Origin of the sequence: Flavobacterium quisquiliarum (assembly GCF_019308285.1) — a bacterium.
Lineage (GTDB): Bacteria > Bacteroidota > Bacteroidia > Flavobacteriales > Flavobacteriaceae > Flavobacterium > Flavobacterium quisquiliarum.
The window spans coordinates 53,871-80,136 of record NZ_WWEM01000032.1 but is presented as its reverse complement, the minus strand read 5'-3'; the positions used below and the strand labels follow the sequence as shown (position 1 = coordinate 80,136).

Here is a 26,266-nt window from a genome sequence, read left to right as displayed (position 1 = left end):
AATAGACCAGCTTAAATTAGTTGCTGTTTTTGTAATTCCTTCAAAGCACATTCCTGGATTGGTGAAAGAACTAGGAATAGTTAATATTCCTGTTCCTGTGAATTTTATAGTTTTTCCATGCCATATATCTTGAACTGTAGCGGGTAACGCTACAGTGATTTGATTTGAAATATCCTGTTTATTTGATAAATCAATATTTCCATCTCCAATAATAGATTCGCCATTAATGGTTTTGAAATCTAAGGAAGAGGTTAGGTCATTAAATTCTAATTCCCCATCTTCATTGGTTATTAGAATTTTATCTGGATCATTTTTTTCTAGATCAGATACTTTTATTCTGTTATAGTTTGTGTTCATCTGTAACAATTAACTTAAATGTTTTTTATTATTTCTATGGATTGCAAAAACTCATAAGCCTTATAGAACTTATGAGTTTTTTATAAAAGCAAGTTTTTTTAAATTTACTACTAAAACTTGTTTGTGTTTATTTGTGGAATAATATGTTCCGTTTTTATAAATTAAAGCATTTACTTAGAACTCATTTTATAAAACTTACAATACTTTTGTGGCTGGATATTTAAACCATTGTGGAATACCATTACTAGAGATATTACTTTTTTCATAAATAATTCCTCCACTTTCTATACCAAAACATTGTACTCTGTAAGCTGGTAAAACATTAGGATAAGTTGAATTTAAGTCTGATAAGCTTAATGGGGTAGTTGTATTGTTTACTGCCATAGTTACAATCATACCAGAACGATCCGCTGTAACACCATTTACTGCGGTTGCAATATATTTGTTGTTTACTAATATACCATCATCACAATTTATCAATAAAGGATCTCCAGGATATTGACCTTTATTGATAACTCCGTTATTGCCTGAGCCCTCAAAAATTAAAACATTACCGTTTTTAACTCGAGTTGGCGATTTTAGCCAAGCTTCTGCCAAAAATTCAGCAGGAGCACTAAAATCAATAATAGAAGTATTGCCTAAGTGTAAACCTCCAGAATGACCTTCTAGATAAATTCCTCCATTTTGTCCTTGAATTTTTATTCCTTGTCCATCTGTAAGTATAGCTCCTTTACTTTGGGAATTAAAAAATCTAAAATTTGGTGTCCAAATAGTAAGTTCATTGTTTGTGGTAGCACCACTGCCAGTGTCTAGAATAGATTGTAGATTTTGTCGAGGATGACTAGTGACGTTGCCATTAGAATCTAATCCTAAATTCATTATACTTGTTCCACTGCTCAGTGTTTTTATATTTAGATTATCTACATAAGTTGTATTAGGTTGATTTCCTGTGATATTTGAACCTAGTACAATTGTTCCTGTTGCATTAGCCATTGCATTGAAACCAAAAGCCAATGAAGATTCTCCCGAGGCTGTACTTGAATATCCTCCTGCAAAAGAATGATCTCCACTGGCTACTGTTTCTTCACCCTGTGCGTGACTCGCATAACCAGACGATATTGTACTAACTCCCTGGGCATGGCTTCCAAAGTTACTAGCCACTGTGTTATTTCCTTGAGCATGAGACCAATATCCTGACGCAGTTGTGTTAAGGCCTATAGCTGAGGCATGTACACCTGATGCTTCAGAATTCTGCCCCAGTACTACAGCTCCTATTCCGGTTGAGGTATTATTGTTTTTGTTTTTTAATACTATCGAGTCCGCTTCTAATCCTGATTCAAAGAATAGATCATTATCCAAAGATACTTCGCTGAATTGTAATTCGCCATTTTCATTTGTTTTTAAAACTTTATTCGGTTCATTTGTTTCCAAATCAGCCACTTTTATTCTGTTATAATCTGTACTCATTTTTTGTGGTATTTAATTTGTTTTTATTATTCAGTCTTTACGGGGTAGTAGTATTAAAACTCACATTCTAAATAAACTTCTCCAGTTGAAGGAGTTATAGAAAGTGTCGGTCTGTTGTTTGTGCTTGGATCTGAATTATTTCTATCGCCATTAGAAATAAGGAAAAAGTTAAATGCTTGTTGAGATAGCAATAGATCTAATTGAGAAGAAGTTAAAGAAATTTCATTTTCAGACGTTGAATTAACAGGGACTGAAACACTATTTATAAAAGTGCTTGAATCCCAATCGTTCCAATCGACAAGCTGGAAATTTTGTCCGACAGGAATTTGAATATTAGCACCATACAGATTAAACGTTAATGCACCACCGACAGTATTTTGGGCGAACTTAAATTTAATTTTGGCAGTTTTTGGTTTTGTTGCAATCGATGAAGTATCAATAACTCCTCTATATCTATTAAGATAAAAGTAAGAAGCATCTTTTCCACCGCCAATAACATTATTATCCGTATGTTGTAAATCTGCAGAAGCTGCGTCTTTACATCCGCTCCATGAAGTCGATTTTTTCTCGAATATTACTGATTTGACCGCTTTGAGAGTCAATGTTAGAGGTAATGTAGTAACTTCTAATACATTACTATTGCTTGAATTCCCAGCAAAATCTTTTGCTTTTATATAAAAACTGTAAGACGTAGAAGACGAAAGCTCGTTAACTGTATACGACAAAACATCATTTGAAGTAGCGTCTAAAAAAGTATCATCAATATAAATATCATAACCTGAAACTCCAATATTATCTGTTGCTTCTGTCCATGATAATACTACTGTATTTGGAGTGATATTCGATGTACTTAAAAGTATAGTACTAGGAGGAGTACTATCAATAAAGCAGGTTCCTGTATTATTGGCATAGGCTTGAGAATTCGTTTTTAACCAAGCCTCTGCCTGTTCATTTGCCTCGTCAACACTTTCATTTGATACAAATTTGTTTGCTTCGGCAGTAAGATTTACTGAACTAGGGATTCCTGCTGTACAATCGTTTTTAGTTTTAGTTAATGTTTGTTCCGTATTATAAAAAACTGTTTCTCCTTCTGCTGGAATGTAGTTTTCTTGATAGGCAAAAGGCTTATAGGTTGTGTTTTCTTCCATGTATTTATTTTATAATAGTGAGATGATTTGTTTAAAAAAATATTGTGTAATTATTTTTTTACTACAATGGCTTTGAAGGCCAGACAATAAATTCTGGATTATCAGTTTCTGTTAAGTCCCTTAATTCTTGTCTATAATTTTTCCATTCTAGTTTTTTTGTTTCAGTAAGAGGAGAGTCTTCCATTTGTGTCCAATCACTCTCAATCAATAAGGTGTTGCGGGTGGCTCTAATGCTTTCAAGAAGTTCTTCAGGACTTTGAACAAAAGGAGAATAAGTGTGTTTTCCTCCAATGACTTTATAGTTTTTTGACAAAGCTTGCTGCCATTCTTCTTCATTTAATTCGACATTCGGTTCTGGAATACTTTCATGAATTCCTTCTACATAAAAACCAGTGTATTCACCATCAGTGTTGTAAGTTCCTTTATACATATTTTTCATTTTTTTTATTTATTAATATCCAATAGCGAACATGTATCCGTTTGCGCCATCGATAACTGCGAAGTAATTTGTTCTTGTAAGATTAGCAACATGGTTGAATCCTCTGCTTCCTGAAGATGTTCTTACAGTTGATAATGTAACACTTAAAGCTCTGTTTGGCCAGGTTAGAGGAAAACTATAAGTATTTGTGCCATTTATTAAATAAGCCCACTGAAGAATTAATCCATTACTAAATTTTTGATAACCTCCATTTCCAAAAGAAAGAAGACCAAAACCTGCATGTCCTGCATCATATTCAGAGCCGGCAGAAGTGGATACTGAACCATCGGCCATTAGGTATTGGTTGGCAGTACCGCCTGTTTTAATAAAGCCTTTACTTTCTGTGTTTTCTGTAAAAGTCTTTTTACCACCAATGGTTTGTGCTGTAGTTAAATCGACATATTTTGTATTCAGCTGCGCATCGGTTAATGAAATAGGGCCTTCGTACCAATAATCTACTTCGATATTACGATTACTGATAGGTGAGGCAAATGTTATTACATTACTTCCGTCAACAATAGAATAATCTTTATCTTCTCTTAATAACTGCCCATTTTTGTAGATTTTTGCACTGTATTTTAGAGGCTTTTTTTGTAAAATAATGGTGTCGCTATTAAAAGTATCTTCACTAAAATTTTCTTTAAACGGAATCGATGCTTTTCCAAACATTGACTCAAAACTTCCTGATACTGAATCTTTATTTTGGTGCCAATAATTAATTTCAATATTTCTATCCGCAATTCCTCCATCAGGGAAAAAAATGGTTCCTTGTTTCTCGTTTAATATATAATCTTCGACTTGTTTTAGTAACTGTCCATTTTTGAATACTTTGACACTATTTTCAATAGGTTCATATTCTAAATTTATTAATTCACCTGTAAAAGCGTCTCTATATTCTTTATAAGGAAAATAGCAGTTTCCCGATAGAATTCCTGAATTTTGGAAAATACTTCTTAAAAGAGCTGGGGTTACATAATGTTCATTGTCGGTGCCAATTTCAATCATTTGAAAATCGGCTTTATCACTTTCTCTGTTTACGAAATTGTCAAAAATTTCTACGAAGTCTGAGTGTGATGGAATATCACCATTGTTGAATTTGTTGTGAAAGTCACTTCTTGTTATTGCCATGTTGTTTAATTTTTTTCTTGCTGTAAAATTTTATTTGAAAAAGCTGAGAGATAAATACCAATGTTTTTAAGCATTGGTATTTAATAGTTTTAAAGTGTTAAGATTTTTTCTTCACTGCTGAACATTCCTGAAGAATTTTCAGAAAGCACTTTGAAATGATGGTAGATTCTTTCTCCATTTTCATTTTTAGTAACCAATTCATCTACTCGTAGTCTAGTTTCTAGTAAAGGCAGTATAATGTTCTGCTCGTTTGAAACTTTTTCATGAATTTTCTCCCAATTTCCTTGATTATTCATTTTGTAAAGATGATACTTACCATTATGAGTCGTTTTTTCCCAATTGAAAACAACTGGTTCTAAGATTTCTTCATTTGTCCCAGTGACATTGGCAGACGCTTCTAATACCGGAGATTGTGGGGAAACATTGTCAGTTATTACAGTCGCTGTAATTTTTGATGGCTGCGATGGTGCATAATCAATAGTAAGAACAGGATTATCTTTTGTTGAACTAGAATCGGCATATTCTATTTTTCTTGAAACGGTAATTCGATAAAAAAGTCCGTCGCTAAAAGGAACAGATTCTAGATCTTCAAAATCATCATAAACTGTCCAAACATTGTCAAATTCATTCGATAAAGTATCCTCATCAATTAAAATTTCTTTTGCTAATGTCATCGTTCGTATCGATTGTGCATTCAGCATAGAATCGGTACGGTAGATATTGATTTTGCCAATTTTGTATTCTGGCTGATAAGCATTGATTTCAAACTGAATTGAAGGTTTAATTCCTAAAACCTGATTTTCGAGAATTGGCATAATTCTTTTGATCTCCGGAGTTTGAGGCGGACTTGACGCGACTAGTTTTACTGGCCCTAAGAAATCACTAAACGGACTGAAATTCATTTTAATGTCCATTTCACGTACCGCATAGAAATAAACATTCTGTGAATTTCCATCCAAATTAAAATCGGTAAACTGAGTTATATTTTTAACTTCATCAACGATTTTCATCATTGGGGCAATATCGAATTCTGTATCTGTAGGTTTTAAGGCATGACCATTTTTGTCTTTAATGGTTTGTTTTTTATTTGTTGGAACATAATCACTTCCTTTTATATACTCATAAACGACAGGAACTTCAGTCAAAGGAACAAAGGCAGATTGTATTGCTTCTTCGATAAAATGTATTGCTAAAACAGGGTTTTCAACTCCTTTTGAAATTATTACTTGATTTAGTGATGTTATCGAATCAATTTCAACTTCTTTCATCTCTGGCAGCGTTTGTGCCGCATTATGCCATTTAATAAAATCGTTAATTAAATTTTTAAATTCTTCATTATCTGGCATTGGAAATTGATAACTTGCTTCAGTTTGATTTTCTGGATAAGCGTTATAATTACCTCTTTCTGCCAGCTCATTAAAATTTAAAAAATCGTCCCATCTCGCCTTAAATTGAATTTCATCGTTGCCACCCAATTTTCTCAATTCTTCGCGAATTGTTTTTACTGTTGCCGGTTCATACAAAAGATTTAAAAAGTCTTGTTCGCTGGCTCTGTAATGCAAAGCACCATAAGGTTTACGATCTTTATTGTATGTAGTTTTAAAAGTAAAAGTCGAACGATTGTAAAAATCAGGTCTTGTAGCATACAAACTATCGTTTTCTATCTTCTCCGGTCTTTTAGGCTCTTCAATTTTAACCGCATACATTGGACAAGGAATACTAATCTTTGATTTGTATTTGAATGTTGGTCGAACTGCGCCAGAACTGATTCCGAAGATAGAGTAATGGGTACTTTCATTTGCTCTTGGCTGAATATTTTCTTTAGTAATACCAGAAGCCTGATTAGCATATAAATACACTCTATAACTTGGATAATAGTTTACCATTCGGGATCCAATAATAATCTCATCATAATCCTCATCCATTACTTGATTAACATAATCTCCTAATTTGAAGTCAGGATCATTGACAATTAAAACTAGATTGCCAGTTACATCTTCTTTTTCTGTACGGACTACTTTAAATTCTTTTCTTGATTTTACTGGAATAGTGCTTCCTTCCTTATAAGAACTTTTAGTAAACAAGCGGACAATACCATTAAACCATTCTACAGAATTTTCACTTCTAGATTTAAACTGCGGATCTTGAGGTAAATTATAACTAGGAAAAGTAATTTTGTAAAGACCCAAATGTCTTTTCTGATTTTCCCATTTTACAGGAGCACCCTCTGTGTCTACTTTGTAAGAACCATCAGCATTCATTTCAAAAGTCTCTTCCAAAACTCTTTCGATTACAGCATCTTCCCAGATTCCTCTAGTTTTCTCGACCTGTAAATCACTTGAATTTTCGCTTTCTGGCTGAATGACTTCACGATGGATTTTATTGAATTCAGCAGGGTATTCAACTTTAAAATCAATTCCGGGTTTATGCCAGTTGCAGGCTGTCTGCATGTTTTGCACCATTGTACATAATTTGCTTTCAGGTATTTCAATAGATTTAATTTGATCAGAATCTATTGTGGCTTCTCCATCAGCATGAGCACTGTCGCTCACTTCTTTTTTTAATACTTTTATTTTTGCATAGTCAAATTTATCCGTATCTCCAGGTTTAGTAAAAACTTCGATGTCTTGAATGAGATAATTTTCATCTCCAACTGTTAAAATTCCTCCAGTAAAACGTTTTTTATTCTCTTCTGTTAAAGAAATTTTTACTTCTTCGCCACTGCTAAGAATTTTATATTCTTTTATAGTAATTGTTGCTGTAAGAACGTCGGATAAATTGTCGATTTCTCCAATTTCTCCGTATTCTACTTCAGGAAGTCCGTCTTTATAGAATAGTTTAAAATGATCAGCTAATATTTCTTCACTATCAGGATAAATACTATTTTCATTTGTTGCTTCATCAATTGACATTCCTTCAGGGATTGTGTAACTCAATAATTCCTGAGCAGAATAATAATCAAATAAGATTCGAACCAAACTCTTATCGTCTCCCGTAATGTTTGATAAACGGATTTGCTCTGACTCCGAAGTAAACATTAATGGATTTTCTTCTGTAATTAAAAGAGCATTAATGTTGCTTGGTGGCATTAAATTGTTTGCCGGTTTTATTTCAGATTCAATACTTATTTGCCTTCCTGCCGAAGCTCTTGAGAAAATGTTGATTCCGTATCCTTGATAGCTGTAGGTATTATTGCCCGTTGCTTCCTGGCGGACATTTAAAATAGATTTTCCAGATTCAGGAATTATAATTGGAACCGCTTCATAAGATCCGGGTTCAAGTTTTTTGTTGACATTACGATAATCTAAATCATGAGACAGCGATGGTTTTCGCCAGCCTTCTTCATCGTTTAATTTAAAATTAACACCTAGATATACGGGGAATGTAAAGGAACTTCCATCATATTCGGCTGACGATTTAAAGAATTCGGTATTAATGTCGTAATCCATGACATCGTCCATAAATAGACTTAGATATCTTTTCTTTCCATCAAAACTATAACCATCAGGATCTGTAATTGGAGCAGTTTGATTTTCATCAGAGTTGACATTTAATCCCGGCACGATGTCGTTTAATTGAATAGGAAGCGAATAACGTTCTGTATTTAAAGAGGTTGGAATACTCATAGAAAGATGCTGTACTTCACGAGCTCCTAAACCATCGCCTAAATCTCCAAGCGTAGTATATTCTGTTAAATAAACATAATCTCCAGAAAAGACGTCATCATCAATATCAATACAGCCTAAACCTAACATACGTGCAATATGATAATCATTGGCAGCAATGTTCAGTAAATCCAGATTAGATATTGTGTTTAGGTTTTCATCATCCAATTGTTCTTCTTCAATTTCTTCAGGAGTTTTGGCAGTGTCAAGATCTCCAAAATTGATTGGTTCTAAAGCTGTTGGATTAAATGATTTTTCGCTTAATTCAATGTACTTCTCAACAATTTGCTTGATGTTTTTATCACTTTTGTCTTGTATGTTGGTTGTTCTATTCCATTTGTCTTTATAGTTGGCAATGTTTACATATTCCCCATCATTGTATCTAAGCCATTTTCCATGTACAGCATTTAATCTTGGCTCCAGTTGTTCAAATACTTTTAGATCATTGGTTTCTAAACCATATTTGCCTTTTAAATTCCAATTTCCATCTGTATTTGCTTTTGTAATGAAGTCTGAATAAAACTCAAAATTTATAGAGCTTAAAAGACAATTGTTGGCTTTCAATCGAATACTTCTTCCGTTTTCTGCAACTAAACGAACATTGCTTAATTGTGTGGCAGAATAAGTTTTACGATTTGTAACTCTTTTAGCTGCCGTTATGTTATTTTCAGAAACAGACAATGTTTCTAATTTCAATGTGCTGTAATTTGTAACAGAAGTAAAATTCAATTCTGCAGCAAAAAACAATTCATTTTTGTTTTCAATTTCAATCAGATTGTTTCCGTATGCCTGAATGAAAGCAGCTGGATTTGTTCTAGGATTAATAGAAAGTTTGATTGCTGCGTATTTCTCTTTATTCTTAAAATGAACATAAATAGCTCTTTTTGCGTCAGCTGTTTTATAAATCCAAAGCGCATTATCATTGTCAACCAATTGTGGCTGTGCATTTAAATTTAAGTTGTAATTTGTCTTTGTATAAGGAGCTCTGTATACTTTGACAAAATCGTCTGGTTTATTAAAATTGATTGCAGAACCTTGATATAAGTTTCCTTTTGGAAGATGTTTTTCTCCCAATTTCCCAGCCAGCATCCAGCGAAGATGAATTCCTCTTGTACTGTCAATTCCTTTTGAACCTGCTGCTGCAATTTGTAAATAAGTCGACTGCAGATTCGTTTTATTTGAAGTAATATCAATTGTTGGAGATTCTCTCACCACATTAAAATTGATACTAAATCCCGAAGGATTATAGACGTTATCTAGAAAAATAGGAGTAGAGAAAGTGCCTAAATCGACTGGTTTTCCTTCAATTTGAATGGCAGCTTCAATTTGGCCAGAACCTGGAATTGTAACTGCATTTTTTAGTTTAAAAACTAAACCGTTCAAACTACCAATACTATGAATTTTTATGCCTGAACTTAAAGAAAGAGGCACTCGGCTTTTGTTTTTTAAGACTAAAGTTCCAGCCGGCTGATTTACTGTTATGCCTTTCTTTAAAGCAGGATAAGAAATTTTGTCTTGAACAATACTTACATTCGAAATACATCCAATCTGAGCATCAGATAAATTAGTAGCTAACTGGTTTAATTCATTTCCTAAAGTATTAAAATCGGAAACTCTAATATAATCTGAACTAAGTGCTGTACTTGTATTCTCCTTTACTATTGGTGTTCTGCCTAAAAAAGTATTTAATGGAACGGTTAATTCCTCTGCTGTCTCTGTAGAACTGGTTACACCGTATACAAAAACTTTGGAACGTTCATTTAAATCAGTAAACAATCCTTTCAATAATTCGGAGTTATTTACCTGAAGACCATCAGTTATAACAAATACAATATCTGGAGTAACGGTTAGATTTTTAGCCACATTTAAACCTGAAGCCCAATAATCAGATTGTATATAAGCTCTTCCATTGCCAAATAAATTGATCCAATCTTTGAAATCTTGCGAATTAGCTGCAATTTTTTTCTGGATCACATCATCGGGTCTAACAGCAGTATCGCTGTTAGACATTCCGATTAATGAAAGTGTAATTTTACTTTGGGCCTGAGCATCGATAAATGAAGTTAGTCCTTCTCTAATCTGCTGTGCTTCATCAGTGCTGATAGAGCCTGATTCGTCTACTACAATTGCGATGTAAGTTTCGCAGGTTGCAGATCGACTTTCTATATTTAAGTTAAGTTTAAACTGACTGGTATTATTAACATTACTAATAGCAATTAACTTTGAAAAACTTCCAGAATTTACTGGTGTACCTTTTACATAAAGAGAAACTTCTATTTCTGTGCCAGCTTCGATAGTGACCGTATTTTTGATCATAAAACTTAAGCCTTCAACAGCTATTTCGCTATGAATTTTTGTATCCGCATTAAGCGTAAGTGGAATACGGCTTTTGTTTTTGAGAACTAAACTTCCAGCATCAACATTAATGTAACTTCCAGCTTTAAATATGGGATATTCGATTTTGTTTTGAAGAATATCAACATTCGCTAAACAACCAATATTTGCTGTGGCTAAATCGGAAGTAAGCTGATTTAATTCGCTATTTAATCTTGTAAAATCTGATAATTCGATGTAATCTGAATTTAAAATAGTGTTGTTGGCAGATTTTAATAAAGGTATTTTTCCTAGATAATTTGTAAGAGCAGAATTCAAATTGGTAAATCCAGTTGTCTGATAATCATTAGATGTTACTCCATAAGTAAAAACGTGAGACTTAGTATTTAATACATTGAATAGATTTTTCAGTTTATTTAAGTCATTGACTTGTGAACCATCAGTTATTACGATTATGATATCTGGAGTTACAGAGAGATTATTTACTGCTTCTAAACCAGAAGCCCAATAATCAGATTGTGGATTTGGAACAGGTGCAGTAGTTCGTTTGAAATTAGTAATCCAGGTTAAAAATTCCGAACTGTTGCTTGAAATTCTTTTTTCAATAATATGATCCAGCCTTGAATTCACATCACTATGAGACATTCCAATCAAAGATAGCGTAATGTTACTTTGAGTTTGCGAATTGATAAAGGAAGTCAGCCCGCTTTTGATTTGCTGTGCTTCATTTGCATCAATTGAACCCGATTCGTCTACTACAATCGCGATATAAGTTTCGCAGCCGGAGAGTTGATTTTCCTGAAGATTTATAGAACTCATTTTTTATTGTTTTTTAAAGATTTGTATTTTCTAATTCTGGTTGCAGTTGTATTGTTATATCTTGTTTGTTAAGAGACGAAGTCAGCGGTCTAGTTTCATTTACAGCGATTTCGTCATTATTCCACATTCTGTAATCAAATAAGATTTCCAGACTGTTTTCTGAAATGAATTTATCATCATGCATGATCAAAACTTGTGCGTAATCTTTAGAATGCAATACTTTATAAGCCTCTTTTTTAGTGTAGACTTTCTTTTGATTTTCATCTAAAGTGACATTCACTACAGAAATAGTATCCTGAATTTCTTTCAATGGTATTTTCGGAATATTGAATGGCTCGGGATTACGAACTAAAAGCGCTATAACTTTGTTCGTATTGCTGTCAATAATTTTATTTACCTCAGTACTTTGAGCAGGGTCAAGAGGAGACAGTTTTAAGATTCCTTCAATGGCACGGTCAAAAGCATGCTGATATTTTAAGGTCATCGAATCACTTAAAATATTTGAATTCCCGATAATTACATCATGTAAAGCATCAATTTGTTCTGGAGTTGCATTTACTTTCACATCAAACAATGCTTTAGTATTTGCATCTTGATCCGTTGTATAACTTTGAATTTGTTCTTCAAAATTTTTGTAACGTGAAGTCTGGAAACCGTATTGGTGTACTAAGACATTTTCGCCTGGATCGACTTTCTTATTTTGGTTGACATCATAATAATTATTAGCTAAAATGGTATATAATTTGGAAGGTTTTAAATCGGTTAGATTGACTTCATATTTATATGATTTCGGTTTTAAAGGATCTCCTAAAAGGATACCACATTCCATTTGTGGATGAGAATTAATAAAATTATTCACGACCTGAATACCAAGTGGAATTCTCGGATCATTATCGCTTTTCCATTTTTCATCATTATCAACTTCTATCGCTCTTGGATAATCTATTTTGATTTCTTCTGTCTCTTCTGGAAGCGGATAATCAATAAGCATATCAGTAAGAGGATCTTTGATAATCAGATTTAGAGAACCGTTGATTTCAAGCCTATTATCTCCGTACTTTGGCCAGCCTTTAAACATATGATAGACATAAGGACTTGTAAAAAACATAGAGATTTTACAATCATCGTGTCCGTAGAAAACAGGTTTAGACTGCAGTAAACTTCCATCGGCATTTGGATAAGAACGGTTGTAATCTAAATATTGTCTCAACGAAGTCAGAGGCGATTTGGATAATTCTGTCAGTTCATTTTTCGTTGGTGGTTGTTGGCCATCTGGCGTTACAGGATCAGGAATAGGATAGTGTCCAACAGGTCCCAATGTTTTAAAACCGTAGAAATATTTAAAGACATTTGGGGTTTTATCATCCACGGTATCCGTTAAAGTAAAGTTCAAACAATACGTTGTATTTGGTCTCCAAATAGGCTGAACCGTATTTTGTATTGCGTCTTCCATAGCTTTACGATTTTCAGTTACAGCAGTTTCACTTGGGATAGTTCTATTGTGTAAATAGCTTTCTTTACTTAACCATTCTACACTTTGAATACTGGTTGTATACTCTAATTCAGGATCTTCTTCGGAATATCCATTGGCACAAATTGTATCATTAATTGTAATTAATTGAGAATTTTTAGGTCTTCTGTTGTAATCAACTTTAGCAGCTGGTGTAAGCGTCGTTAAACTTGTTGTTTCTGATGTCATTGTTCCAGCAGAAGAAATTAGCGAAATACTTGCTGCCGCATATAAAGAGCAATTATCAAACTGATTATTAAACAATGAGAAATAAATTCCTTTTTCATTTGGTTTAGACGAAAGCATCGCAATTTCATTTTGAGAAGGTTCATTTTGAATATGAATTATCGATGCATTTTCTATTGATGTTCCTCTTTTAATTAATCTGCTAAGTCCTAATGTCTCACTGAAAACAAACAAATAATCTTTATTGTATGCAATAGTTGAGTTGTCGGCTAAAGTGCTATTAGATAAATAAATTGGGGAATCTAGAACAGTATCTAGTTTTACAATATTTAATGTGTTTCCATCAATTTGAGCTAAACCGAATTTTTCATCAGAAAACTTTACAGTGATTAGCGTTTTTCCGTTTGCGATTACAGCATCAGTAATTTCAGATAAAGTTATATCAGAAAGTACTTTTGTGTCCACTACAGAAATTGCTTTTGTATTTGTATTCAGATTGAAACGAATAACTTTTTTGTCTTTTGTTACCAAACTGAATTCAGTGGTACTATGCTGTAAAACTTTAATCGCATTTCCATTAACTTTAATACGTTTCACAAGAGAACGATTGGTTCCATCAACCCAATTAATTTGAGTTTCATTTTCTAAAGTATTGATCCAAAGTAATTCGTTGCCTGCAAGAGAAAATACTTTATTGAATCCTAAAGAATAACTGTTCAAATATTGAGTACCGGAATTTAGATTTAATTCCTCATCAAGCTCAATAATTGCCATCGCATCAATTGGAGATTCACAACCCACAATCAAATCAAGATCGACAATTGCTTTTCCAATTCCTTTGCATTGATTTGCTTTTAGGGCCTGTGTTAACACTAAATTATTATTTACAACCTGCATAGAGGTAACTACTCCATTTACTAAACGTTCTCTTAAAACAGTTCCATTTAAATCAACTTGAAGCAACACTGTTGTTTCTGCTTGAGGATGGAAAGAAATAAGATAAGTATCGTTGTATTTGATTACTTTATCAAAAGCATATAGCTCTTTTCCTTTATAACCATAATAATGCGTAAATGTTAATTGATCTGGCGTTTCTGCTTGTACATTGTCATTTCCAGCTTCAGCTTTTAGTGCATTTAATTGGGCAATCAGCAAATCATATTGATTAATATCACTAGGACCTGACATTGTAAAATCTCCATTTGCACTTGTATAGGTATTATCAAATAATGCAGCAATTTTATCTCTAACTTCTTTAATCTTTTTAGCATTTGCTGCAATCGGAGTAATTACAATTTTATCTATTTTAGTTTTTAAATTAGGATCTGTTTCTTCATTGTATAAGGTTATATTTCCTAATAATTCAGCTTTAGTATAGACCAATTCTTCAGCGAAATCTCCGTTTTCAGTCTTTCTAATGTTTACGGCTTTGTAGACAGGTAATTTATCACCTTCTTTTTCAATGATTGAGGTATAAGCTCTAATTTTTACTTCCTTAGCTTGTGTTGTCAATTGAAATATTGGCTCAATTGCTGCTTGCGGGAAAATAATTTCTAATTCATTATAGTTCTGGAATGCTAAAGATTTGCTGTAGTTATGAGGATTTCTTTCTCCAGTAATACTCATAAAATCGCCACCCTCAGTTTTATTATTTTCTATAATTTCTGGAGCTTCGCCAATAAGTTTAAAAAACAATCCACTAATTTTATCTGCTTCATATTGTGTAGGAACGTAATAACGTCTTCCGATTTTTTTATTTAGGAAATCAGTATGTTCTTTTTTTGTTTCAACAGATTTACAGAATAACTTAGAAGGTGTAATTCCAAACTGTTCCGGAACCTGCCATCCTGGCTCTCCCTTGCTTAAAAATGAAAAAGGATCTGTTGCTAAAACACGAATACTATCATATTGGTCAATTGCTTTCTGCCATTGTGCCCAAGGCAAATTCTGTAAAGCAGTAGTTCTTTCTACATCTTTAACAACAGCTTCAAACGGGTGATAATCTTCCCATTCAGAACCATTCCAAGATTTTAGTTCAATATCTTTAATTCCGTATTTATGTTTTACCTGGCGTAAAGATCTTCCAGCAATTTTTTCAACTGGAGGCATCATATCGGTGTAATTTTTAGCCTCTCCAGTATAACCTCCAATTATTTTAGACAACGAATTATCTGGCAGTAAACCTTTAGCAGTTTTAATATCGATATAAGTATCCAATGGAATTACTTCAGTAATCAAGGTTGCTTTTGGCATACCATTACTATCGAATACATTCCTATTGTAGTCTTTCTCTCCTTCAGATTTGAAATAATTAAGGGCAAAAGCTTCATTGGTCAGCATGTGTACCCCTTTGACATTTTCTAAAGTTCTGTCATCTTCACCATCTCCAAAAGTACCTTTAGGAAGCGGACTGTAAGGTGTACGATCGACAATTCTGTTGATATCCCACTGAAGCTCCACTTTAAAGTTTTTACGAACTCTTACAAAACCAATTTTTACACGTACACTTAGCTCTAGTTTGGCATAGATAAGGAATGGTTTAAAGGATTCTACAGAAAAAATAGTATCTAGCACAATTTCGATATTGATAATCCAAAGTTTAATTTGAATACCTCCTCCAGCGGCGATATAACCTCCCATCTGAGGACGCTTGAACGAAATTTTTCCGCCTAATTCTAAATACGCCCATAATTTGACTTTGGCTGGGCCAAAACTTTGCTGTAGTTTAAAATCTAGTCGTGCTCCAGCTTCAATTCCCTGAGCCGAAAGCATGATAAAAGCTTTGGCAGTAAACAAGGTTAAAATTCGAGCCTCGATAGGGTCTTTTTTAGAACCAAGATTGACATACCAAGGTTTTTGGTTTTTAAAGAAAAATCCAGCTTCTAATAAAGCATGAAGTTTGAAAATTTGCCCACTGTCTTTTGGAATACTGAAATCTGCGCCAGCGGCCAATTCTAGCGAATCATCGCCAAAAGCAACCATAGCAAAAAATGGCGGATTGCTTGGGTCATCTTCAATAAGACCTAATCTTCCAGCAATAATATTCAATCCTGCTTCAATGTAAAATAAGGTAGGAAGTGAAAGCAGTAACATCGCTCTCAAAGACAAAACATGTCCGCCGTCTGCAACTGTACCAAAAGTAGCTCCAGCTCCAATAGAAAATGGTGCATTGTATTTCATCGAATCCGGTGGACCGCTGAATTTTCTAATATTAATTCCAGGTTTTGGATGTTTGTAAAATTCATACCAGCTATTGTCTTTTTTTAGTCCTGCGGCTTCTTTAGTTGCTACATATCTAAACCCTAGTAAACCTCTAAAAGCATTAATAGCAAGAAATCCTAACGGAATAGGTACAGGAAGTTCGATACTGGCATCTAGTAAAAAGGCTGGATACTTAGGCATAAATCGCATACCAACACTTCCTGAAATTTTGGCTTTTGGAAGTTTTAAACCAACTTCGCCTATAAATTCTTGAGATTTCCCTGGCTCAGGAAGCGAAATCATACCGTGAATAATTGCCATAGCCGAAGCCTCGGTAGCAGTTCCAGGAATAATTAAATCGACTTCTATTGTTTGAATTCTTAAAAAGGTATCTTTTTCAAGACCTTTTTCATTATGATCAGTAGAGTAATAAAATTTTATTCCTTCTCCACGAGCATCAACTCCAAGTGGATTAACGCTTATAGCTCCATCAAATCCCCAGAAATTATATTTACGGCCGTTAATCTGCGTAGAACCAAAGTTAATGTTGGTTACACCCATTTGAACTGGACCAAGATTTATAGAAAGACTGATAGGAATTGGAATAGAGCCGCCTTCAATCTCGATATTTCCGTCGCTGTAAACACGAAGTTTTTCAACCTCAAAGTTCTGACCTTTAAAAAGTTTTCCAATTAAGCTTTCATCATCAAACGAAACTTTACATGAAGTTCCTAAATAATAGTCATCATCTTGTTTTCCTAATTCAACACTATGGAAATCGAATTTTACAAGATCAAATAAGTTGGCTTGCGGTTCATTTTCTTTAGAGAAAGAAGCCGTAAGATTAAAATCACCATTATCCTGCAAGTGGCCTTCAACCAAAGCAGTAAATGGTACATCAGGTAGATTTTCTCTCTTAATTTTAAATTTATCAATTTCTAATTTCCCTTTGATATTAGAACCAATTACTTTGTTCTGTTTAAAGGAAATATCAAATTTGTTGAAACCAACCTTAAAACCTTTATCTTTTTGACCAATTGTTCTCCAAAGTGTATTGTCATACAGCTCTGCTAAAAAGGCTTGATAATCTTTGGCTTCCGTAAAAATATAAGTTGTTGAAGGATCAACAGTTGTTGAAACTATTCCAGAAAGTGTCGTTAACGATAACGGATAATCAAAAGCATAAGGCAAATTTTTGCTGTTTAATTCCTGTAAGAAGGCAAGTAAAGAGGCGTAATCTGCAATTTCTTTTTTATTGGCCACACCATTTTCGTCTTTTTCGAACATGGTAATCGGATAATTAAAATTGAATTTATCATTGAAATAACTAAAAGCACCATTTTTACTTGGAACTGTTTCCAAATAAATATTTCCAGAAAGACCGCCAGAACCTATTAATAAATCTGAAGCACCTAGTTTTAATGTTGGAGTAGTGCTTCCTGGAGTTTCGGGGATTTCATTAAACCATTTCGATGGCAGAGTTACCGAAACAGCACGAGCATAAACGCCGACAAAATCATTTGGACGACCGTCTGCATCGGCTTCTGGAATATTGGTTTTCTTGCTTAAATCTACTTTTAAAGTGTCTAACTGAAGCAGTAAACCTGTATTGCCAATCATGGCATAATCTGGTTTTAGCGTTCCGCCTAACTCTAATTGATAACCAATTCCTTCTTCGGTGTCGGCATATAATTGTGCCTGAGCGAATTTAAATATTGATTTTTCAGTTCCATTACCATAATCAGAACCATTAGGCTGGACTGGTTTTAAAATGTTTCTTGGAAATTCGATACCAGCGCTTAAAGCTAAAGTAGCTTTGGCTTTTGGCGTAATGATTCTTTTAATGTGAGCCTCGATTCCGTCAGGAACTACAATGTTGTAAAATTCCTGAAGCTTACTTTTAGTAGTTGCTAAATCATCTGAGACGATATAAGAAGCAAATAAAAGTGCTGGAATCGATTTTGTAATTACGGTGCTAGTATTGATAAGGTTAATAATAGCGCTGATAGATTGCTCTACACCAGCAGGAAATTCCAGATCGGTATTTTGAAGCGTATTGATATCTTCTAAAAGCTGTTCGTATTTTGTTTTTCCTTCTTCAGCTTCTACAAAAATATTCATCATGTGCGCCACAACCTGTTCCTCGCTGATGCGAAAAACCTGAAGACCCAGAGAATAAAAGTCTTCCAGAGAAAAAGAGAAACTGCTGGAGCGGAATGTTTTTAAGAAAGCTAAAATTTCCCACTGATATTCTAAAGTGATTGGAAAAGAGGAAATCGAAGAATCTCCATCCAAGTCTGGATTAAGGACAAGTCCAAGATTAAACGGTAATGGAATAGCGAGTTTTTCGCTTGATACAATATCAAGACTATAAAAGGCAGAATCGCCGCGATATCCTTTTGAGTATTGTAAGTTTTTATAATGAATTTTATCAAAAATGGCTTTCATACCATCTTCAACAAACGATAAAAATTCAGGTAAATCATCTACAGTAATAATCTCCGATAATCGGGGATAGTATCTTGCTGTAGGAATTGGAACCGCAGGAATTGGATTAGTTGGCATATTCTAATTTGTTTTTGACTTTAATTTTTTGTTCGTGTTTTGACTTATTAAATTGTAGTTAGATCGAACCAATCTTTGGGGTGTAATGGCATAGTTTTTTTTAGAGATTTTTCTAAGGAGTTTTAACAATTTGTCTGCTTAATAATTTTCAAAAGATTTAGTTTTTCAGGAGGTTTTAAATGTTTTTTTTTCTTTTGACAGCGTAAAGATGAATCTAAAATTGGAGCTTAAAAAAGAGCTGCTTAGCGGTTTAACATGGATGTTCTGGAGCTTTACAGAGTTGTAAAGAAAGTGGATGAGGTTTGGAAGGATTTTTTAGACGATTCTGTAAAAGAAAGGCAGTTTTACCATTGGGCTGAAAATAGTTTTCGGTTTTTAAAAGATAGGTTTCTCTACAGAAACCTATCTTTTATGGCTCCTTAAAAAAATTATTGAGGAGCTCATTTTTTATACTTAATGTTGATGAAGTAGGTGGAAGGTATTAATAAGTTTTTTTGATTTTATAATCGATTCATTGTGTTGTAAGATTAATATCTTAATTAGAATACTATCATTAATTCTCCTGTAGCTTTTCTATAGACATCTCCCACTTTTTTCCCGTTAGAAAGAGCAGTGGCGTTGTCAGGATATATCCCTACAACATTTACGGCTGAATTTGCTTTAAAATATCCCAAAGTGACTAGTGATTGATTTCCGCCTGCATCAATTAGAGCATTTGTAAGTGTTGGTGCTAAGAGCCTGTTGTTTGATTCTTTTCTGATGGCAACTACACCTGCACCATTTCCTAAGACTACTAAATCGGAGTCAGTGGAATTAAAAACTCCATCATATCCTCCAATAATTGTATTATTACTTCCTGTAACTATTCCAGTTTTTTGAATTGGATTTAATACAATATTATTATTACCAGTTGTGATACTTTGGCCTGTGATATTTTCAATTAGTAAATTATTACTACCAGAAGTTAAATAACTTCCTGCCTGATGACCTACTGCTATATTATTACAGCCATTGTTATTCACAAACAATGCTCTTGCTCCTAAAGCTGTATTTTGTTCGCCTGTAGTATTAAAATACAAAGAATAATGTCCTGCTGCTGTATTATTACAACCCGTAGTATTCTCACCTAATGATGACCTACCTACAGCTGTGTTAGTATTACCCGTAGTGTTTGACATTAATGATGCAATACCTACAGCTGTATTTTGGTTGCCTGTAGTATTCGAGTTTAATGTTAAATATCCTAATGCAGTATTAGTAATTATTGAATTATTTCCTTTACCGATTCTAATACCATTAATGGTCTTATCTGCTCCTCCTAATTCTTGTAGTGTTGTGTTATTGACAACTCCACTTTGATTTTCAGAAACATCTTTTATAACGGGAATCGGAATGTTATTTACAGCTGTTTTTACAAACTCTGTAGTAGCGATTTGTTTTGTATTTGTTCCCGCCAAAGCAGTTGGTGCAGTTGGAATACCTGTAAAATTCCATTTCCCTGAAATAGTTTGGGCTTGCGATTTTATCACCTCCCACCAATTGTAAAGTTTAGATCGACTAACAACTTTGTTGTCTTCAGTTACTGCTGATTTAATTTGAGTTTCTTCGTCAGTTGCAATTGAAGCAGTAAGCTTTGAAGCGAGTTGAGGCATTAAATATTCTTTTGTTATTAAAGATTTATTTCCGCCTGCATCAATTAAATCATTTGTTAGCGTTGGAGCAAGTAGCCTGTTATCTGCTTCTTTTTTTAGAGCATAATTACCAGCACCGTCTGCTAAAACAACTAAGTTTGAATCGTTTGAGCTTATACCAGACGGTCTGCCTATAATAGTATTATTACTTCCCGTAATTAAAGAGTCGCCAGCTAAACTACCAATTGCAGTATTATTTGATCCGGATATATTTTCTTTCAAAGCGCCTGCACCTAAAGCGATATTATCATTTCCTATTGTATTATTCCATCCTGTAACTTCGCCAATAAAAGTGTTTGCAACACCTGATATGTTATTTAATCCAGCTTTATCGCCTATAGCAGTGTTTTCGCAACCATCAATATTTGATTGTAAAGATGCATAACCAATCGCTGTATTGCAATATCCTTCAGTTGTATTATTAAATAAGGAATCATGTCCTAGAACAGTATTCGTTATTTCATTTCCTGCTCCTTTACCGATTCGAACCCCATTAATAGTTTTGTCTGCTCCTCCTAACTCTTGTAATGATGTGGTATTGATAATCCCATACTGATTTGCTGAAGCATCTTGAATGATTTGCGGTTGTACATTTTCAATCATCTCCTTTAATACTTTTCCTTGTCTAGCATCCAAAGCTCTACCTTCTGTAGTGCAATCAAGAGCATTGTAAGTTTCAGTTTGAAGATTGGTCGCATCACTAAACTCTAATTCACCATTTTGATTTGTTTTTAAAATTTTGTTTGGCTGATTTTTTTCTAAATCTGCCACTTTGATTCTGTTGTGATTTGTACTCATTTTTAATTAATTATTTACGGGTTTATAAAATTTATAGGCTTTTAATTGGCTTATAGGGGATTACCGTAATGCATTCAGATATATGGATACTTGCAAACAGTTTTTGATTTTGGATGATTGCAAGTTATCTGAATGTTTAAAAATTGTGTTAGTGGCGTCACAATAGGGTTTTATTTTACAAAGCTGTAAAACAAAGAAATAAGGTTTCACTATTGACTTGGATGGAGCCAATAGTAGAGTAGGAACACTTAAGATCTTAAGTTTCCAGAGTTTTTAAAAATTTATTTTTTTGTAATTAAGAGAGAACTTTCTCGTTTGATTTAAAACAACTCAAAGATTTTGTCTTTGAGTTGTTTTTATGTTTTTTGTAAATCTATTTTAGAGAAAGACACGTTGTGTAAATCTCTCCGCTTCCGTTCTTTTATAAAAAGTACTCTCCAATCTTTGCGGGCACGGATTGCAAATCCGCGCTATCGTTGCGGGGACAAATCTGCGCGATCGGGTTGCAAATCCGCGCTATCGTTGCAGAGATAAATCTGAGAGATCGGGGTTCTTTCTGCAGTAATCTAATGACTCTACAATATTGCCAAAATACTCTTCTCTTGTAAAAACATCTATCCAGTAAACTGTAGCAAAACTTATAAAGTAGGCTCCAGTTTTTTCTCTAAATTTGTATTTTCTGCTCATTTATTTTTTTTGAGCTAATGTAAGAAATACTTTGCGTTCACGAGCGAGACGCTCGCGCCAGCGGGGAGATGCCGAGATAAATCTGCGCGATCGGGAATTATATTAGTTTACATAAACCATAAATGGTTGACTAAAATCTAAAGAATATTGCAATATTATTTTTAATCTATTCATGTGATATGCTAAAGATTCGCCTTTAGTTTCAAAAAACTCATTCTCAGTAATTCCATTAAATTTTAGAAACCCAGCATTATTATAATATAGTTTTACGAAATTTGATTTCCCGCCATATTTCAATAAGATATCTTTTGTTTCGTTGTTTAAAGAAGGAATTAAAATGTCTTCAATAAATTCAATTGCTTCTGTTATTTCCGAGATTTCAAAGTGTGCAATATCATCATCAGATGTGAAATTGTCTTCAGGTAAATCATATTCAACTCTATATTTCCATTCTGAAATAGTAGCTTCAAACAATTTTTTTGCCTTTAAACAATTTATTAATGTAGCATAATACATACATAATGAAAATGTGCCAAAATCGAAATGCTCTACAATACCGTTGTATTCAAAATATATTGCTCTCGTTTTTCTCATGATTAAAATTTATTTTTTATTGACTGATATGAGCTCTCTATTAATATCTCTTTAGTGGTATTAAGAGTCTCTGGAGCACTTCGCACAGCAATTACTAACATTTCATAGAACGGGTCAATATACATACACTTTAAAAGGTTGGTTTTGATTTATAGCATATTGAAAAAAAAGTTTAAGTTCATTTAATAAGAATATTAGTTGATGAGTATCACCATCAAAGAATTCATCTTTAGTAAAACATAAAACTTTTAGATAATCTAGATTGTTATCATACAAATTGACAAAATTAGATTCTCCACCATATTTTGTAATTAAATTTTGTGGTTCATTACTTAAATTAGGAATTAATTCAGAATCAATAAAAGATATAACAGTATTGATTTCTGAAATAATAAAATGTACCATATTATTATCATTTGTAATATTATCCAATTGAATTCCATTTTCAATTCTATAACTCCATTCAGATATTGTTGCATTTATTAATTTTTTTCCTTTAATTGGATCTATTTGTTTGGCATAATACATTAATAAGGCATATGTGCCAAAATCAAATGTTAACTCTTGATCATTTAATTCAAAAATCTTGACTCTTGTATTTCCCATTATTTTAGTTTGTTTTTAACTGATTGATATGAACTTTCTATTAGTTCATCTTTACTTGTGTTTAATACTTCTGGATCAATTTTTTGAAAATCATTAATTTGATCATATGATAATTTTATTTTTTGTCTAAATGTGGATGGAAGTTCATTATATTCTTTTCCTGTTCTTAAATCTTTAAAAAATATTTTTGCTTCGTAAATTTCATCTACTTTCGTTTTAACAGCTTTTAAAAGTGGAGTACTAATAATGTAATTTTTTAATTCACTACCATTATCTGGAAGGTTTCTCATTACATTTTGCATCTTTTTAAAGTCCATTTTGGCATTATGAGCTCCAGCATCTAATTTCATACTAATTAGTTTTTCGATTTTAGTTGTACTGCTATTAAATAATAATCCATCAATTTCTTGAATCGTACCTCCGATTTTTTTCCCCTGCTGGCGCGAGCGTCCCGCTCGTGCACGTACAGCATATTAATTAATGTCAATTTCTAAAACAGTCTGATCGTTATCGCCATAATTTCTAGCCGAGCTGTATTTCCAATCCACAGGATTGGTAACAAAACCACTCTCGAGCGGGTTATTATGAATATAATTTAATTTTTGCTCAAAAACTTTAAAAGACCAGATTTCAATGGGTTTGTTGTTTTGCTGCCAAAACTGCCTTAATTTTACATTGCTGTTTTTCTTTCCAGCTCTTTCAAACATCCACAGCATCCATTCTTTTCTGCTTTCTTGCGGATTTTCTTCAATTACTTTGAGCATTTTTCTAGAAGTAAAACCTTTGAAATCTCGTATTAGACCAGAAGGATCTCCATTTTCAGATCTGAAAATTAAATGAATATGACTAGGCATGATACAATAGCCATAAATCTCCATTCCCTTGTTCTTTCTGCAGTAGTCTAATGATTCTACAATATTTCCAAAATACTCTTCTCTTGTAAAAACATCTATCCAGTAAACTGTAGCAAAACTTATAAAGTAAGCTCCAGTTGTATCTCCAAATTTGTATTTTCTGCTCATTTATTATTTTTGAGCTAATGTAAGAAATACTTTGCGTTCACGAGCGAGACGCTCGCGCTAGCGGGGGGCTATCGTTGCAGAGATAAATCTGCGCGATCGGGGCTGATGCATTTTTATTTTGAAAAAACTTACAAATAGGTTGTTCTAAAATGATTTAATTTATAAACTTGCATATAATATAAACGATATTTAAGTCTGATAAAATCAATTAATAATAATGGTAAAAAACATATTTACGGCTCAAAAGAAGGCTAATAAAGTTTTAACGAGGATAATAATCTTTTCGGTATTGATTGTAATCAGTAATATAAGTTATAGTTGTTTGAAAAAAAATGCCCCACCTCCAGTGTACGCTGAAATCCCAGATGTAAATTTTAAAGCTTATTTAAAAACGATAGTGCCACTGGCTTTTACTCCTGATGGTAAATTTATTTCTAATCATCCTTCTGTTACTTCTTATAATGAAATAATGAGTATTAGAAAAAAAAACATTACTTCTTTATCTGGGATAGAACATTTTGTTTCTTTGACAAAACTTGACTGTTTGGATAACCATATTGCTGTTTTGGATATAAGTAAAAATAAAGCTTTGACGAATCTTTATTGTAGCTATAATCAACTTACAAATCTTGATGTCAGTAAGAATACAAATTTGATAAAACTTGATTGTAGCAATAACCAAATTAAAACTCTCGATGTTAGTAAAAATTCTAATTTGGTTGAGCTTATTTGCTGTTGTAATTTAATCACTACCTTAAAGTTTGGAGAAAATGAAATTCTGAGAAAAATTTATTGTCCATATAACCAACTTACTGTTTTAGATGTCACTAAAAATAAGGCTTTAATTGAACTTAATTGCAAAGACAATCCACGTAATACAGTTGTTATAGTCAATCCGTACAAACTATCGAGACTTTATATAGATAGTTTTACAAAATGCAACCATCCAAGCATAAAAGCCTTTAAAGATAGAGGTGGTGAACTCTATGGTACCTATTCTGAAGTTATAAATGAATTTATATGTCAATAGCAAATTTATTTGATTCTTAAAGCTTTAGTGTTTTGAATGATGTTGATGTTTGTAACTAAGCTAAAAATTTTAGTTTTGATTTTGTAAATATTTGTATCGGTTAAATTCTTTTTCGATTTCATCTATATCCTTACTAAAGCTATTAAATATATCAATATTTTCTTCTGGATAATTAACTGACATAAAATATCTAAAATCGTCTCTGACACCTTTTGCAGAAAGGATGGTTTCAAATTGTGATAGGACTTTTAGTTTAGCTTTTATGGTTTTTGCATCGGAAACGGCATTTTTTATACCATTGAAGCCATATATAGATGATAATAAATAATAATAACTTAAAAGTTCTTGTCCTTTAGTATATGGATGGCCTGAAGTTGACTTTGACTCCCCTGCTGGCGCGAGCGTCCCGCTCGTGCACGTACAGCATATTAATTAATGTCAATTTCTAAAACAGTCTGATCGTTATCGCCATAATTTCTAGCCGAGCTGTATTTCCAATCCACAGGATTGGTAACAAAACCACTCTCGAGCGGGTTGTTATGAATATAATTTAATTTTTGCTCAAAAACTTTATAAGACCAGATTTCGATGGGTTTGTTGTTTTGCTGCCAAAACTGCCTGAATTTTACATTGCTGTTTTTCTTTCCAGCTCTTTCAAACATCCAAAGCATCCATTCTTTTCTGCTTTCTTGCGGATTTTCTTCAATTGCTTTGAGCATTTTTCTAGAAGTAAAACCTTTGAAATCTCGTATTAGACCGGAAGGATCTCCATTTTCAGATCTGAAAATTAAATGAATATGACTAGGCATAATACAATAGCCATAAATCTCCATTCCCTTGTTCTTTCTGCAGTAGTCTAATGATTCTACTATACTCCCAAAATACTCTTCTCTTGTAAAAACATCTATCCAGTAAACTGTAGCAAAACTTATAAAGTAAGCTCCAGTTGTATCTCCAAATTTGTATTTTCTGCTCATTTA

At 33.2% G+C, this 26,266-nt stretch carries 14 protein-coding genes and 1 pseudogene; 1 reads left to right on the top strand and 14 read right to left on the bottom strand.

Translation table 11 applies throughout. The features are described 5' to 3' along the window. The 13 genes and pseudogenes from GSY47_RS15375 to GSY47_RS15315 all read right to left on the bottom strand — a co-directional run. The coding region (locus GSY47_RS15375; RefSeq protein WP_219071456.1) for a hypothetical protein at nt 1-357 on the bottom strand (357 nt) is incomplete at its 3' end. Between the two features lie 195 nt (nt 358-552). Next, nucleotides 553-1,824, bottom strand: a complete 1,272-nt coding sequence (locus GSY47_RS15370) for a hypothetical protein (RefSeq protein ID WP_179002477.1) — start codon at nt 1,822-1,824, stop codon at nt 553-555. A 53-nt stretch (nt 1,825-1,877) separates the two neighbouring features. Continuing rightward, nucleotides 1,878-2,972: a DUF5977 domain-containing protein gene (locus GSY47_RS15365; RefSeq protein WP_179002476.1), complete on the bottom strand. Its 1,095-nt coding sequence runs from the start codon at nt 2,970-2,972 to the stop codon at nt 1,878-1,880. Between the two features lie 61 nt (nt 2,973-3,033). Further along, nucleotides 3,034-3,411, bottom strand: a complete 378-nt coding sequence (locus tag GSY47_RS15360) for a tail fiber assembly protein (protein WP_179002475.1) — start codon at nt 3,409-3,411, stop codon at nt 3,034-3,036. A 12-nt stretch (nt 3,412-3,423) separates the two neighbouring features. Next, nucleotides 3,424-4,578 carry a gp53-like domain-containing protein gene (locus GSY47_RS15355; RefSeq protein ID WP_179002474.1) on the bottom strand — a complete coding sequence of 385 codons (1,155 nt, stop codon included), beginning with the start codon at nt 4,576-4,578 and terminating at the stop codon, nt 3,424-3,426. Between the two features lie 89 nt (nt 4,579-4,667). Beyond that, nucleotides 4,668-11,396 carry a hypothetical protein gene (locus GSY47_RS15350; RefSeq protein ID WP_219071455.1) on the bottom strand — a complete coding sequence of 2,243 codons (6,729 nt, stop codon included), beginning with the start codon at nt 11,394-11,396 and terminating at the stop codon, nt 4,668-4,670. 13 nt (nt 11,397-11,409) lie between these two features. Next, nucleotides 11,410-18,858: a hypothetical protein gene (locus GSY47_RS15345; RefSeq protein WP_179002472.1), complete on the bottom strand. Its 7,449-nt coding sequence runs from the start codon at nt 18,856-18,858 to the stop codon at nt 11,410-11,412. 539 nt (nt 18,859-19,397) lie between these two features. Next, entirely contained in the window at nt 19,398-21,347 is a 1,950-nt protein-coding gene (locus GSY47_RS15340) for a hypothetical protein (protein ID WP_179002471.1), read from the bottom strand. A gap of 549 nt (nt 21,348-21,896) precedes the next feature. Continuing rightward, a pseudogene (locus tag GSY47_RS15335) lies at nt 21,897-22,034 on the bottom strand (transposase); the annotation flags it as partial. A gap of 102 nt (nt 22,035-22,136) precedes the next feature. Further along, complete coding sequence (locus GSY47_RS15330) at nt 22,137-22,628, bottom strand: hypothetical protein (protein WP_179002470.1); 492 nt, start codon at nt 22,626-22,628, stop codon at nt 22,137-22,139. A 114-nt stretch (nt 22,629-22,742) separates the two neighbouring features. After that, nucleotides 22,743-23,234 carry a hypothetical protein gene (locus GSY47_RS15325; RefSeq protein ID WP_179002469.1) on the bottom strand — a complete coding sequence of 164 codons (492 nt, stop codon included), beginning with the start codon at nt 23,232-23,234 and terminating at the stop codon, nt 22,743-22,745. Further along, a complete protein-coding gene (locus GSY47_RS15320) occupies nt 23,234-23,584 on the bottom strand; it encodes a hypothetical protein (protein WP_179002468.1) in 351 nt (116 codons plus the stop codon). The genes GSY47_RS15325 and GSY47_RS15320 overlap by 1 nt, the downstream gene beginning before the upstream one ends. A gap of 123 nt (nt 23,585-23,707) precedes the next feature. Next, entirely contained in the window at nt 23,708-24,256 is a 549-nt protein-coding gene (locus tag GSY47_RS15315) for an REP-associated tyrosine transposase (RefSeq protein ID WP_179002467.1), read from the bottom strand. A 217-nt stretch (nt 24,257-24,473) separates the two neighbouring features. Here GSY47_RS15315 and GSY47_RS15310 point away from each other — a divergent pair, with 217 nt between their 5' ends. Next, complete coding sequence (locus GSY47_RS15310) at nt 24,474-25,286, top strand: leucine-rich repeat domain-containing protein (protein WP_179002466.1); 813 nt, start codon at nt 24,474-24,476, stop codon at nt 25,284-25,286. Nucleotides 25,287-25,714: 428 nt separating this feature from the next. Here the strand turns inward: GSY47_RS15310 and GSY47_RS15305 are convergent, their stop codons facing one another. Further along, nucleotides 25,715-26,263, bottom strand: coding sequence for an REP-associated tyrosine transposase (locus tag GSY47_RS15305; RefSeq protein ID WP_179002465.1), 549 nt, complete (start codon nt 26,261-26,263; stop codon nt 25,715-25,717). Nucleotides 26,264-26,266: the final 3 nt, after the last annotated feature.

Bases quoted from the DNA above. Each gene is read 5' to 3' on its own strand.
- GSY47_RS15360 (WP_179002475.1), bottom strand. From the start codon at position 3,411: ATGAAAAATATGTATAAAGGAACTTACAACACTGATGGTGAATACACT.
- GSY47_RS15315 (WP_179002467.1), bottom strand. From the start codon at position 24,256: ATGAGCAGAAAATACAAATTTGGAGATACAACTGGAGCTTACTTTATA.
- GSY47_RS15345 (WP_179002472.1), bottom strand. From the start codon at position 18,858: ATGCCAACTAATCCAATTCCTGCGGTTCCAATTCCTACAGCAAGATAC.
- GSY47_RS15320 (WP_179002468.1), bottom strand. From the start codon at position 23,584: ATGAAATTAGATGCTGGAGCTCATAATGCCAAAATGGACTTTAAAAAG.
- GSY47_RS15365 (WP_179002476.1), bottom strand. From the start codon at position 2,972: ATGGAAGAAAACACAACCTATAAGCCTTTTGCCTATCAAGAAAACTAC.
- GSY47_RS15325 (WP_179002469.1), bottom strand. From the start codon at position 23,234: ATGGGAAATACAAGAGTCAAGATTTTTGAATTAAATGATCAAGAGTTA.
- GSY47_RS15340 (WP_179002471.1), bottom strand. From the start codon at position 21,347: ATGAGTACAAATCACAACAGAATCAAAGTGGCAGATTTAGAAAAAAAT.
- GSY47_RS15350 (WP_219071455.1), bottom strand. From the start codon at position 11,396: ATGAGTTCTATAAATCTTCAGGAAAATCAACTCTCCGGCTGCGAAACT.
- GSY47_RS15370 (WP_179002477.1), bottom strand. From the start codon at position 1,824: ATGAGTACAGATTATAACAGAATAAAAGTGGCTGATTTGGAAACAAAT.
- GSY47_RS15310 (WP_179002466.1), top strand. From the start codon at position 24,474: ATGGTAAAAAACATATTTACGGCTCAAAAGAAGGCTAATAAAGTTTTA.
- GSY47_RS15355 (WP_179002474.1), bottom strand. From the start codon at position 4,578: ATGGCAATAACAAGAAGTGACTTTCACAACAAATTCAACAATGGTGAT.
- GSY47_RS15305 (WP_179002465.1), bottom strand. From the start codon at position 26,263: ATGAGCAGAAAATACAAATTTGGAGATACAACTGGAGCTTACTTTATA.
- GSY47_RS15330 (WP_179002470.1), bottom strand. From the start codon at position 22,628: ATGAGAAAAACGAGAGCAATATATTTTGAATACAACGGTATTGTAGAG.